Consider the following 12,528-nt stretch of genomic DNA (forward strand, 5'->3'; position numbering starts at 1 on the left):
ACGGTGCAATACGCTGGGTGGATGAGCAGCATGACAACGGGGCGGCCATGAACCTCTCCGGAAAACTGGGTCCCAGCCCCCGCATCCTCGATGTTGAGGACCTGGCCAGCTTCGACCGGCTGGTTGGGGCCGGAGCCCAGGAGATGGATGGCTGGCATGCCCAGTCCCTGGACCTGCGGGGGCGGTCCGCCGCGCTGAACATGATCCGGGTTGAGGGCGCCATCTTCCTGGGCTGCACGTTCGACGAGGGGATGGAGGACGCACTCCGGCGCCGCGGCGCCCTGATCTTCCCGCGGCTGGACGGTGTGCCCTTCAACCCCTACCGGGCGGGGCTGTACTCGCCCCAGGAGCTGTACGCGGGCCTCGCGGATTCACCCTACGAGGAACTGCCGGACGCACGGATCTACCAGTGGAGCATCCAGCCGGGGCTGCGGCACAGGCTGGATGCCACCCTGGCTTCGGCACTCCACGACCACGCCATCGGCGACGCCCTTGATGAACTTCACCGGTCCGGCGCCTGGTCCGCCGGGAAAATGGTGGGTGTGATGGGCGGGCACGCGGCCCAGCGGGGCAGCGCCGACTACGCCCAGGCGGCACTGCTGGGCAGGCTGCTTGCCCGGAACGGGCACGTGGTCGCCACCGGCGGCGGGCCGGGTGCCATGGAGGCTGCCAACCTTGGCGCGTACCTGAGCCAGGCCGACGACGGCGCCCTGCAGGCAGCGCTGAAAACCCTCGCCTCTGTTCCGGGCTTCCGTCCCTCGGTGTCCGCGTGGGCCCGCGCGGCGGCCGCCGTCGTCGAACATTATCCCGGCGGTACCGCGTCGCTGGGGATCCCTACCTGGTTCTACGGCCATGAGCCGCCCAACTATTTCGCCACGCACATCGCCAAGTACTTTGCCAACGCCATCCGGGAAGCCATCCTGCTGGGGCTCTGCCACGGCGGGATTGTGTTCCTCCCGGGAGCCGCGGGAACAGTCCAGGAGATTTTCCAGGACGCGTGCGAGAACTACTATGCCGCGGCCGGGAAAGTCACCCCGATGGTGCTGGTGGGCAGGAATCACTGGGAGCACGAGTATCCGGCCTGGCCCATGCTGCGCAGCCTGGCCGCGGGCCGGGCCATGGAGGACTGGATTTTCCTGGTGGACTCGGTGGAGGAAGCCGCGGCCGTTCTCAGCGCCTGACCGGCTATCCGCGAACGGTTACAGGTCCTTCCGGCACTGCGCCTTGCTCAGCTCGTAGAGGCCGTTGAGGTCCCCGGCGGACAGCCCCTCGGGAGTACCGATCTCCGGATACATCAGCTGGCCGGGATCCTCCACGTGGTCCAGCCCCATAACGTGGCTGAGCTCGTGCAGGATCACGGCGGTGGCATAGAAGTGGCCGTCGGGGTTCACTAGTTCATCGGCTATCTGCGGCGCGTCCAGGTCCAGGCCGCCGGTGACGAAGGTCTTGGGGCCGTCACCGTAGCTGTAATGCGTGCTGCCGCCGGTCCCGATCACCTTGCCCTTGAGCTGGGGCGCAACCTCCGGCGTGGTCCAGGCGATCAGCAGCGGTGCCCAGCGCTCGCCGTAGGCATCGGGTTGGTACGGGGCACGCTGCGGCGACGGCTGTTCGCCGGTGGTGCCGTCGTAGACAAAGGTGATGCCCGTGGCGTTGGAGATGCTGGTAATCGCGTCCGCAAGGAGCTGCTGCGCGCCTGCGGGGGCCAGGACATCGTTGACCACGTAGTGCAGTGGCCGGCAGGGGGAGTAGCCCACGGGGCTGGCGTCACCGTTGACGGCCAGGAACTTGTAGGAGTTGCTCTGCACCGGTGGCCGCACGGGCTCAGCCAGGGGAGTGTCCGCTTCCTCGAATCCCGGCGGCGGGGCTTCGGTTCGGGCCTCAGCGGGCGGCTGCGCCCGCGCCTCACCCGGGCTCTGCGTTGGTGGGGTCCCCTGCTGGCCGCCCGGTCCCAGGCGGACATCAAGGAAGTCCTTGAACCGGGGGTTGTCCAACCCCAGCGCGGCGCCGAACAGTGCCGCGGAGAACACTGCTCCGGTCAGCACGAACAGGAGCGGCCCGCGGGTACTTCCGGTGCCTGCCCGCCTGCCGCTGTGGCGCCCAGGCTGGTCCTCCATTGCTGCCCCCAAACAAACGTGTCCCCGGCCCGCTGGTGCCAGCGGACCGTCCTGCACAGAGCCTGCTGCCGGAAACGCCTGCTGCCGGAGTGCCTGCTGCCAGTGCAGGCTACCGCCAAAACCCTTCGCTACCCAACAACAGTGCCGAAGACCAGCCCCAGAAGGTAGGTGACCGCAGCGGCGCCCAGGCCGATGGCGAGCTGGCGCAGGCCCCGGGTCAGGGGCGACGTGCCGGAGAGCAGACCAACGATGCCGCCGGTGACCAGCAGGGCAACGCCCACCAGCACGCCGGCAACCACCAGCGCGGCCACACCCGTCAGGCCGAACAGGAACGGAATGATCGGCACGACGGCGCCGGAGGCAAAGAAGCAGAAGCTGGACAGGGCGGCACCCCACGCCGTGCCCACGGCCTCGTGCTGGTCTTCGGCGTCGGGAACTTCGGGCTGCAGGGACAGGCTGGGGTCGCAGTCGCAGGTGAGGAGGCCCATCCGCTCGGCCACGCGGTGCTGTGCGGCTTCCTGGGACATTCCCCTTGCCAGGTAAACGAGCAGCAGTTCGTTGTGCTCAAGATCCAGTTTGGGGGCTGCTGCCAGCGTGATCTGGGTGGGGCGGGTGGCTGCGAGGAGTTCGCGCTGGGAGCGGACCGAGATGAATTCTCCGGCACCCATGGACATGGCGCCGGCAAGAAGCCCGGCGATGCCACTGAGCAGCACCACGCTGCTGGCCACGCCGGAGGCCGCCATGCCCATCACCAGGGACAGGTTGCTGACCAGGCCGTCATTCGCGCCGAACACGGCGGCCCGGAACGTGCCGGCCAGGCGGTTGCGCCCGCGGGTGGCAAGGCCGCGGACCACTTCCTCGTGGATCTGCTCGTCTGCGGCCATCGCATCGGTGGCGTTGGGGTCCTTGGCGTAGGGGGAGCGGCCTTCGGCGCGCTGGGCCAGGGCCAGGACGAAGACGGAGCCGAAGTGCCGGGCCAGGAAACCCAGGAGCTGGCTGCGCAAGGACGCCGGGCGGGGTTTGCCTGCATGTTCACCCAGAAGGCGGAGCCAGTGTTCCTCGTGCCGGCCCTCCGCTTCGGCAAGGGCAAGCAGGATGTCCCGCTCTTCGCCCTGCCGGTTCTGCGCCAGGTCCCTATAGACGGAGGCCTCAGCGCGTTCGTCAGCCAGGTACTGCCGCCAGCGGCGGATGTCCGACGCCGCGGGCCGGTGCCCTTCCTCGGCCGGGGTGTGCTGGTGGTTGGGCGCGTGCTGGTGGTGGGGATGGGCGTGCTGCGACACGAAAACTCCTGAGCTAAACGGGGCATGGTGTGGCCCCATTGCCCCGCCAGCTTACCGCGGAATTACGCGGTTTTTCGGCTGGTATCCCTCACTTGGCGGTTTCGGTGAGCCTTAAAAGTCGTGGACTTTCGAAGTTGTTGTGCGCCGTTCACGGACCCTTGACCGGGCCACGGGCCGGTGCTGTGATGAAAGTGTGGCGCCCGCCCACGCCGCACAAAAGAGCACGTCAGGTACGAACAAACGGAGGTTGCACAATGAACACCACCGGACAGCACCCGGACATGCCCCACCTGGATTCCGTAGAGGCCGATCCTGCCTTCGACTACGCCGAGGACGTGCCGGTCAGCGACGAAGACTGGGACACCGAGGATGAATTCCTGGACGAGGAAGAGCCCGTGGTCCAGGCCCCTCCTGTCGTCATAGATGCCGAGGACCGGGTGGTCCCGCTGGATGATGACGAGGTCCGCGAAACCGAATAGGCCGGCCCCGGATTAAACAGACGACGGCGGCACCTTCCTTCGCTGGAAAGCGAAAGGAGGTGCCGCCGTCGTGCGTGTCCTCGACGCTGCGCTGCTTACACAGGGGCTACGGGGCGGGAACTGTCGCCACGGAAGCCTCCCGTGGCTCCTGGCCGGAAACGCGCCGCTGCCAGTTCCGCATTACGTGGGGATCGGTGGGCTTCGTCAGCAGGGACACCGCGACGTAGACCACGGCGGAGGCGAGCAGGCCGTAGTAGATGGGTTCGTTGGCGTAGATGCCGTCCAGGGGTGCCTTGGCGTTGATTTCCAGGATGATCATGGTGCCCAGCGTCACCACGGAACCTACCGCCATCGAGGCCGCGGCCGCGGCGCCCGTGCCGCGCTTCCACACCAGGCCGCCGAGGATGGCCACGAGCAGGCCGCCCACCAGGATGTCGTAGGCGATGGTCAGGGCGGCCACCACGTCCTTGGTGATGATGGCGATGACGATGGCAATGATGCCCAGGACCAGGACCCAGATACGGTTCGCCTTGACGTCGTGCTCAGGGTTGTCCGTATCTTCGGTGTTGATCTGCTTGCCGAACCAGCTGGCCACGAACGGCAGGACGTCGGCGCGGGCCACCGTTGCGGCGGCGATCAGGGCGCCGGACGCCGTGGACATCATGGCGGCGACGGCGGCTGCCAGGACCAGCCCGCCGATGCCGACGGGCAGGAGGGTCTGGGCAACTTCGGCGTAGACATCGTCCTTGGCGGCAATCTTGATGTCGGACAGCGCAACGTTGGCGGCCATGCCGATCAGGGCGCCGGCAACGCCGTAGAGGATGCAGTAGATGCCCGCGGTGGCGCCGCCCCACCGGGCCACGGTGGGGGTCTTGGCGGTGAAGACCCGCTGCCAGATGTCCTGGCCGATGAGCAGGCCCAGGGTGTACACCACGAAGTAGGTGATGATGGTCTGCACGCCGATGCCGTCGATCTGGAAGAAGCTTTCATCCACCCGGCTGCGGATGCCGTCGAGGCCGCCGGCCGCGTTCATGGTGAAGGGGAGCATCAGGAAGAAGATGCCGACGGTTTTGATCACGAACTGCACCTGGTCCGCCAGGGTGATGGACCACATGCCACCGATGGTTGAGTAAACCAGCACGATCGCACCGCCCACTGCGATGGCGAGCGGCCGCTCCCAGTCGAACAGCACCACAAAGATGGTGGCGTAGGCACCGGTGGAGGTGGCGCACAGCATCAGGGTGTACGCCAGCATCACGATCCCCGAGGCCTCGGTGGCCCGGCTGCCGTACCGCAGGGTGAGCATCTGCGAGACGGTGTAGATCTTCAGCTTTTGGATGGTTCCGGCGAAGAGCAGGCTCAGCAGCAGCACGCCGGAGCCGATGGCCACTACCAGCCACATGCCGGAGATGCCGAACTTGTAGCCGAGGCCCACGCCGCCAACGGTGGAGGCTCCGCCGAGGACCACGGCGGCCATGGTGCCCGTGTAAAGGAAGGGGCCGAGGCGCCGGCCGGCCACCAGGAAGTCGCTGTTGTTCCTGGTGCGGGACTTGCCCCACCAGCCGAAGGCAAGCATTGCGAGAAGGTACACCACCACAATGGCGATGTTGATGACGTTTGCGTCCACGGTGGACTCCTTGGAGCTGGGCGGCAGCGTTGTGGTTTCCGAGGGGGGAATTACGGAACCGCTGCGCAGGGGTTGGGTGAGAGTGGATTCCCGATTATTGCCTTATAAGCAACAGATGTTTTCCAAAGAGTAGGCTGTGACTGTGGTAACAGTCAAGGGAAAACTGGCACGTGTACGCGCCCCCGCCATGGACGCGTCACAGAAGCGGTTGGCCATTAGTATTGCTCCAGAGTGGGGCCGGGGCTGCCGGCCATGAAAGGTACGCAGATGAAGGCACTGCCAGTAGAGCCCAGCAACGTGCCCGTTGCCATCGGTTCCAGGATCCGGGCCGCCCGGCAGTCCCAACGGCTCACCATCGAGCAGGTTGCCGACGCCACCGGGCTCACCAAGGGCTTCCTTAGCCGGGTGGAACGGGATCTCACGTCCCCGTCCGTAGCCTCGCTCGTGACGCTCTGCCAGGTCCTGTCGATTTCCATCGGAGACCTGTTCGCCGCGCCGGAGACCCACCTCACCAAGCGCAATGACGGCCCGCGGATCTCGCTGGGCGGCCATGGGATCGTGGAGCGCCTGCTCACGGCCCGTTCCGAGCGGCGGATCCAGATCATCCAGGCCTGCATCGAACCGCACGGCCGTGGCGAGTCCGAGCTTTACGCCGTGGACTGCGACGTTGACGTGCTCCATGTGATCAAGGGCAACATCCGCTTGATCCTCACCAATGAGCAGTACGACCTCAGTGCCGGGGATACGGTCACCTTCCCTGGCCGGGAGCCGCACACCTGGATCAATCCGACGGACAAGCCGGTCGAAGTTCTTTGGGTCCTGGTCCCAGCCGCGAGCCGGTAGCCTCCCCTTTACGGGTGTGCCGTCCTCGGCGGATCGGCTGCCGGCGGTCAGCCAAAACCGCCCTGATTTCTGCCGCCACCCGGTCAGGGTTGAACCAGATGTGTTCCGGCATGTAGCGCAGGACGGCAAAGCCCTTCACTCTTTGAGCCGCAGCAGGTCCCGGCGTGAAAATCCGGCATCCAGAAGTTGTGCTGAGCGGGCCACTCCTCCCGCCCGCTTCAGGTAGTCGAGAATCTCCATACCGCCATCTGATGCTCGCGGCTGCCGGAGGGGAACCGGTGGGCAGTCGTATGTGGGTAAATCCGGGGGGCGGTCCTGCCCGGTTGCTGAGCGGGCGTGCTGCTCGGAACGCGGCGAGACGGGGGAATTGCCAGATGATCCAACCACTCTTGCAGGAGTAATTGGGCGGGAAGGCACGCCGGGCCTCGAGGAGTAGGTAAACAAGTGATGCACATGCGAAAACAAGCTGTATGATGGCAGTCACATCAGTCCCTCAACTCCTCGAAGGAGAGGCCTCCATTGGAAGAGCTGCGCATCGAAGCCAACGGCAACCTTGGCCCCATCGACTCATCCCGTATTCCCCGCTACGCCGGGGCTGCCACCTATGCCCGCCTTCCGCGCCTTGACCAGGTGGAAAAAGCCGACGTGACCGTGGTGGGCGTTCCCTTCGACTCCGGTGTCTCGTACCGCCCGGGAGCCCGCTTCGGCGCCAACCACGTCCGCGAAGCAAGCCGGCTGCTGCGCCCCTACAACCCTGCGTGGGACGTCAGCCCGTTCGAAAACATCCAGGTGGCCGACGCCGGGGACATGGCAGTCAACCCGTTCAACATCAACCAAGCCATCGAAACCATCCAGCAGAACGCCCTTGACCTCACCGCAGCCGGCAGCAAACTGGTGACCCTTGGCGGGGACCACACCATCGCGCTGCCCCTGCTTCGGGCCGCCGCCGAACGCGCGGGTGGCCCCGTCGCCATGCTCCACTTCGACGCCCATTTGGATACCTGGGACACCTACTTCGGGGCCGAATACACCCACGGCACCCCGTTCCGCCGCGCCGTCGAGGAGGGCATCCTTGATACCGAAGCCATCAGCCACATCGGCACCCGTGGCCCCCTCTACGGCAAAAAGGATCTCGACGACGACCACCGCTTTGGTTTCGGCATCGTCACTTCCGCGGACGTCTACTACCAGGGCGTCCTGGAAACCGTGGCCAAGGTCCGGGACCGGATTGGCAACCGACCCCTCTACATCTCCGTGGACATCGACGTCCTGGACCCGGCCCACGCTCCCGGTACCGGCACCCCCGAGGCCGGCGGCATCACCAGCCGTGAACTGCTGGAAATCATCCGGGGCTTCCGCGGCATGAACTTGGTGGGCGCCGACATCGTGGAGGTGGCTCCCGCCTACGACCACGCAGAACTCACCGGCGTTGCTGCCAGCCACGTCGCCTACGAGCTGGTGACCCTGATGGCTGATAACGCTGTAGCCGGTGACCGTTTCGGGGCGGAGACGGGCTACGCGGCACAGGCCCTCGGCCAGGAAGCCCGCCGTCCGGCAGGCTTCGCTGCCGCCGGCAAGGAGTAGCACGCCATGATCGATTTCGATCCGGGGACAGCAGCCCCCACAAAAGGCACGGGTGCCCGCAACGGCGGGGACCTCGTCGTCGAAACCCTCGAAGCGCTGGGCGCCAAGACCGTCTTCGGCATCCCGGGCCAGCACGCACTGGGACTGTTCGACGCGATGGGCCGCGGAAACCTGCATTTTGTTTCCTCCCGGGTGGAGAACAACTCGGCCTTCGCGGCGGACGGCTACTCCCGTGCCACCGGCGAGGTGGGCGTCCTGTTCCTCTCCACCGGCCCCGGGGCCCTGACGTCCCTGGCCGGACTGCAGGAAGCCTACGCCACCGGCGTGCCGATGGTGGTCGTGGCCAGCCAGATCCCGCTGGAGGGGCTCGGAGCCCGGCGAAAAGGCATGCTGCACCAGCTCGATGACCAGAAGGCGTCGGCGGCAAACGTGACCAAGAGCCAGCGGCTGATCCAGCATGCGTCCGGCATCCCGTCCGCCATCCAGGACGCCTGGACCGAAGCGATCTCCTCACCCCAGGGGCCGGTGTGGATCGAAATCCCGCAAAACGTGCTGCTCGATCCCATCATGGTGCCGCCGGTGGAGGACGCGCTCGCGGAAGCGGCGGACAACCCGCCCCGCGTGGAACTGGTCCGCGAAGCAGTCAAGTGGCTGCAGGCGGCGGAACGTCCGGCCATCATCGCCGGAGGCGGAACGCGCAGGGGCAAGGCGGAGAAGTCGCTGCTGTCGATCGCGGAGAAGCTTCGTGCTCCGGTGATCTGCACGCCGGGCGGCAACGGCGCTTTCCCCTGGAACCACGAGTTGTCACTGCAGTCCTGGATCGAGGACCGCTACATGACCGACCTGCTCGAGGACGCCGACGTCCTGGTGGTGGTCGGTTCCTCCCTGGGCGAGGTCACCTCGAACTACTTCACGTTCGCGCCGCGCGGCCGGATCATCCAGATCGACGCCGAACCCCGGGTCCTTGAGTCCAATCGCCCCGGGCTCGGCATCCGCGCGGACGCCGGCCAGGCGCTTGCTGCCTTGGACGAGGCACTGCAGGTGGAGCCTGCCCACCCCAGGCCCAACTGGCACGGTATGTCCCCGGAGGACCTGGTGAAGGAATCGCTGGCCAAGGTCCGCGCACGCCTGGAATCCCAGGACCTGGCCAAGGAACTGAAGTTTATGGCCGACATCCGCGAAGCGGTACCGGCGGACATGCAGACCTTCTGGGACATGACGATCGCCGCGTATTGGGGTTGGAGTTGCTGGGACGCCCGGGAGGGCCAGTTCCACTCGGCCCAAGGAGCCGGCGGCCTGGGGTATGGCTTCCCGGCAGCGATCGGAGCAGCGACGGGCCTCGAAGCCCTGGGCAAGCCCGGCCGCGTGCTCGCGGTGTCCGGTGACGGTTCGTCCATGTATTCCATCTCGGAACTGGCCACGGCCAAGCAGCACAACGTGCCCGTCACTTGGCTGATTGTGGACGACGGCGGCTACGGCATCCTGCGCGAATACATGGTGGGGGCCTTCGGCAAGGCAACAGCCACAGAACTTGCCCGCCCGGACTTCGTTAAGCTCGCCGAAGCGTTCGGTGTGCCGGCCACAAAAGTGGCGCCCGAGGACGTGGGGGAGGCGCTGAAGGCGGGCTTCGCCGCGGACGGGCCCAACGTCGTCGTGGTGGAAACCCTCCTGAAAATGTTCGCGCCCACGCACCTGCCTGAATAGCCGTCCACCTTAACTCCACAGCGAAGGGTCCCGGTTCCGAAAGGAACCGGGACCCTTCGGCGTCTCGGCGAACCCTTTTAGTTTCCCAAAGCAACCAACTTGAGATATAGTTGCTTCAGGCAAACAAGTAAGGAGCCTGAAGCCATGGCAGTAGCACCAGACACGGCAGCGGATCTCGTCTACCAGATCTTCGATCTACAGCGCGCGGTGCGGTGCATCTCCACCGTCAACGTGCGCGGACAGGACACCGGAGTTGCCCTGCAAGGAGTACTGCGGTTCGTGGGGGAGGGAGAAACCCGCGCCACCCGGCTGGCTGAACGGCTGGGCGTCAGCGCGCCCGTCCTCAGCCGCCACATCGCGGACCTCGAGGACCATGGCCTGGTGGTCCGCAGGCAGGATCCCGACGACGGCCGGGCCCAGTTGGTTGCCCTCACTCCGCAGGGAGCCGAGAAACTCCGTCACATCGAGGAGCAGCGGACAGCGGTCCTGCAGGACTACCTGAGCGACTGGAGCGAGGAGGACGCCGGGGACACGGCGAAATCCCTCCGCAGGCTCACCGAATCACTCAAGAAATCAGCCCGGGCAATGGCGGCCGGCGCCACCAATGAACACAAAACCTTGGAGGAGTCCCTTAATGGCTAACGTCGCCGCCACCGTGCAGCACGAGCGCACTCGAACCGGAAAGCAGGAATCGCGGCAGTCCAAACGCCACGAACCCGGCGCCCCGATGAACCACCGCCAGATCATGGAGGCCCTGACCGGCCTCCTGGCGGCCTTCTTTACCGCGATCCTCAGCAGCACCATCGTGGCCAACGCCCTGCCCACCATCATGTCCGAGCTCAAGGGCACCCAGACCGACTTCGCCTGGGTGATCACCGCAGCCCTGTTGGCCAATGCGGCCACCACCCCCATCTGGGGCAAGCTCGCTGACCTCTTCGATAAAAAGCTCCTCGTCCAGCTCAGCATCGTGATCTTCGTGGCCGGATCGGTCATGGCCGGTTTCTCCGAGAACATCCCGTTCCTGCTCACTGCCCGCGTAATCCAGGGCGTGGCCATGGGCGGACTGACTGCCTTAGCCCAAGCGATCATCGGCTCCATCATCCCGCCCCGCGAACGCGGCAAGTACTCCGGCTACATGGGTGCTGTCATGGCGGTAGGCACCGCCGGGGGCCCGCTGCTGGGGGGCTTCATCGTGGACAGCCCCCTCGGCTGGCGCTGGACCTTCTTTGTCTGCGTCCCGCTCGCCGTCGTGGCCCTGATCCTGCTCCAGGTCACCCTGAAGGTTCCGCACATCAAGCGGCCGGCCAAGATCGACTGGTTCGGCGCCGTCCTGCTGACCAGCGGCGTGAGCCTGCTCCTGGTCTGGGTTTCCTTCGCCGGCAAGGCCGATTACTACGACTGGTGGTCCTGGCAGTCCGCGGTGATGGTGGGCGGCGGTGCCCTCCTGCTGGCGCTGCTGGTGCTGGTTGAATCCAAGGTCTCCCAGCCGATCATCCCGCTGAAGATCATCTCCGAACGCACCACGGCCCTGGCCATCGTCGCTTCGGTGGCCGTCGGCGTCGCGATGTTCGGTTCCTCCACCTTCCTGGGCCAGTACTACCAGGTGGCCCGCGGCGCCACACCCACCGAAGCAGGCCTGCTGACCCTTCCCATGATCGCCGGCAACCTGGTGGGCTCCGTGGCGTCCGGCCAGCTGATCAGCCGCTACGGCAAGTGGAAGCGCTTCCTGATCGGCGGCACCGTGCTGCTGATCGGCGGCCTCGCGCTCGCCGGGACCATGGACCACACCACCGAACTCTGGCTGACCGGCCTCTACACGGGCATTTTCGGCATCGGCCTGGGCATGCTCATGCAGAACCTGGTCCTCGCCGTGCAGAACACCGTCCGGGCCTCGGACATCGGTTCCGCCAGCGCCTCGGTTGCCTTCTTCCGCTCCGTCGGCGGCGCCATCGGCGTCTCGGTCCTCGGCGCCGTCATGGCCAACCACGTCAAGGACCTGGCCACGGACGGCCTCACGAAGCTCGGTATTCAGGCCTCCGGAAACAGCGGTGCCACGCTTGACCTGAAGGACCTGCCCGCTCCCGTCGCCGAAGTCATGCGCGCCGCCTACGGCGATGCCACCGCCGGGATCTTCATGATCTCCGCCGCCGTCAGCGTGGTTGCCCTGCTCGCCGTCCTGTTCATCAAGGAAAAGCCGCTGCGCAAGACTGTGGACATCACGCCGGAGGCCACGCTGCAGGCCAATGCGGCGGGTGAAGCAGGGATGACGGCCATGACCGGCCAGTTGCCCCTGGTATCGGCTGCCGTATCCGGCACGGGTGCAGGCCGGGTTGCCGGAAACGGTACAGACCATGCCGGCAGTGCCGGCAGCAAGGCGTACGACGCCGGGACCTCCTCGGTGCCGGCCACGCGGTCCGCCGTGGTCACCGCGGACGACCTCGAGGAAGCATTCGCCCTCAGTTTTGACGCTGATCCGGAGCGCCCCGCCGCCTCCGCCGCGGCAACAGTACAGAAGCTCCAGGACACCCAGCACCTGCTGGCCCGGCAGCAGATGGAGCTGGGAAAGCTGGTGCTGGACATCCAGGAACAGCTGCGGTCCCAGCGCGAAGTGGCGGCCCAGCAGGCCGCGACCGCGGCCGAACTCACCCGGCTGAAACGGAAGCTCCTCAAGGAACGGAAGTCCCAGGCCGCCGCTGCCCTGTATATCGCAAGCCATGGCAAGCACAGCGCCGCTGCGCCGCAGGATTGACTCTGCTGGGTAAGCCGGCACGGCTGCCATTGCAGGACTGCCACTGCAGGACCTTACGCGCACAACGCCGCCGCCGGACCCGGCCACCGGGCACCGGCGGCGGTCTTGCGCCCCCTCGTATATGAATTAATCCATTCCACAGGAAAAT

Annotated in this window: 10 protein-coding genes; 7 read left to right on the forward strand and 3 right to left on the reverse strand. The window is 66.4% G+C overall.

Features of this window, described 5'->3' with window-relative positions; translation table 11 throughout:
- Positions 1-47: 47 nt before the first annotated feature.
- Positions 48-1,181: an LOG family protein gene (locus AC5RVY_RS14680; protein ID WP_493955636.1), complete on the forward strand. Its 1,134-nt coding sequence runs from the start codon at positions 48-50 to the stop codon at positions 1,179-1,181.
- Between the two features lie 18 nt (positions 1,182-1,199).
- Here the strand turns inward: AC5RVY_RS14680 and AC5RVY_RS14685 are convergent, their stop codons facing one another.
- Together AC5RVY_RS14685 and AC5RVY_RS14690 are read right to left on the reverse strand one after the other, a co-directional pair.
- A complete protein-coding gene (locus AC5RVY_RS14685) occupies positions 1,200-2,114 on the reverse strand; it encodes a matrixin family metalloprotease (protein ID WP_493955437.1) in 915 nt (304 codons plus the stop codon).
- A 128-nt stretch (positions 2,115-2,242) separates the two neighbouring features.
- A complete protein-coding gene (locus AC5RVY_RS14690) occupies positions 2,243-3,394 on the reverse strand; it encodes a VIT1/CCC1 transporter family protein (protein ID WP_493955438.1) in 1,152 nt (383 codons plus the stop codon).
- Between the two features lie 254 nt (positions 3,395-3,648).
- Between AC5RVY_RS14690 and AC5RVY_RS14695 the strand changes: the two genes are divergently transcribed.
- A complete protein-coding gene (locus AC5RVY_RS14695) occupies positions 3,649-3,873 on the forward strand; it encodes a hypothetical protein (RefSeq protein ID WP_493955439.1) in 225 nt (74 codons plus the stop codon).
- A gap of 106 nt (positions 3,874-3,979) precedes the next feature.
- On the opposite strand, the gene AC5RVY_RS14700 is transcribed toward AC5RVY_RS14695, so the two are convergent.
- Positions 3,980-5,500: a sodium:solute symporter family protein gene (locus AC5RVY_RS14700; protein WP_493955440.1), complete on the reverse strand. Its 1,521-nt coding sequence runs from the start codon at positions 5,498-5,500 to the stop codon at positions 3,980-3,982.
- Between the two features lie 267 nt (positions 5,501-5,767).
- Between AC5RVY_RS14700 and AC5RVY_RS14705 the strand changes: the two genes are divergently transcribed.
- From AC5RVY_RS14705 to AC5RVY_RS14725, 5 genes are all read left to right on the forward strand, one after another.
- Positions 5,768-6,343 carry a helix-turn-helix domain-containing protein gene (locus AC5RVY_RS14705; RefSeq protein WP_493955441.1) on the forward strand — a complete coding sequence of 192 codons (576 nt, stop codon included), beginning with the start codon at positions 5,768-5,770 and terminating at the stop codon, positions 6,341-6,343.
- A 519-nt stretch (positions 6,344-6,862) separates the two neighbouring features.
- Positions 6,863-7,927: an agmatinase gene (gene speB / locus AC5RVY_RS14710; RefSeq protein ID WP_493955442.1), complete on the forward strand. Its 1,065-nt coding sequence runs from the start codon at positions 6,863-6,865 to the stop codon at positions 7,925-7,927.
- Between the two features lie 6 nt (positions 7,928-7,933).
- On the forward strand, positions 7,934-9,631 hold the full coding sequence (locus AC5RVY_RS14715; RefSeq protein WP_493955443.1) for a thiamine pyrophosphate-binding protein: 1,698 nt from the start codon (positions 7,934-7,936) through the stop codon (positions 9,629-9,631).
- 144 nt (positions 9,632-9,775) lie between these two features.
- On the forward strand, positions 9,776-10,273 hold the full coding sequence (locus AC5RVY_RS14720; protein WP_493955444.1) for a MarR family winged helix-turn-helix transcriptional regulator: 498 nt from the start codon (positions 9,776-9,778) through the stop codon (positions 10,271-10,273).
- Positions 10,266-12,380, forward strand: coding sequence for an MDR family MFS transporter (locus AC5RVY_RS14725; RefSeq protein WP_493955445.1), 2,115 nt, complete (start codon positions 10,266-10,268; stop codon positions 12,378-12,380). Before AC5RVY_RS14720 ends, AC5RVY_RS14725 begins: the two co-directional genes overlap by 8 nt.
- Positions 12,381-12,528 lie beyond the last annotated feature (148 nt).

This window comes from Arthrobacter sp. Ha26 (genome assembly GCF_059091705.1).

Excerpts from the sequence above, each read along its gene's own strand:
- AC5RVY_RS14715 (WP_493955443.1), top strand. The coding sequence starts at position 7,934 with ATGATCGATTTCGATCCGGGGACAGCAGCCCCCACAAAAGGCACGGGT.
- AC5RVY_RS14725 (WP_493955445.1), top strand. The coding sequence starts at position 10,266 with ATGGCTAACGTCGCCGCCACCGTGCAGCACGAGCGCACTCGAACCGGA.
- AC5RVY_RS14695 (WP_493955439.1), top strand. The coding sequence starts at position 3,649 with ATGAACACCACCGGACAGCACCCGGACATGCCCCACCTGGATTCCGTA.
- AC5RVY_RS14705 (WP_493955441.1), top strand. The coding sequence starts at position 5,768 with ATGAAGGCACTGCCAGTAGAGCCCAGCAACGTGCCCGTTGCCATCGGT.
- AC5RVY_RS14720 (WP_493955444.1), top strand. The coding sequence starts at position 9,776 with ATGGCAGTAGCACCAGACACGGCAGCGGATCTCGTCTACCAGATCTTC.
- AC5RVY_RS14680 (WP_493955636.1), top strand. The coding sequence starts at position 48 with ATGAACCTCTCCGGAAAACTGGGTCCCAGCCCCCGCATCCTCGATGTT.
- AC5RVY_RS14685 (WP_493955437.1), bottom strand. The coding sequence starts at position 2,114 with ATGGAGGACCAGCCTGGGCGCCACAGCGGCAGGCGGGCAGGCACCGGA.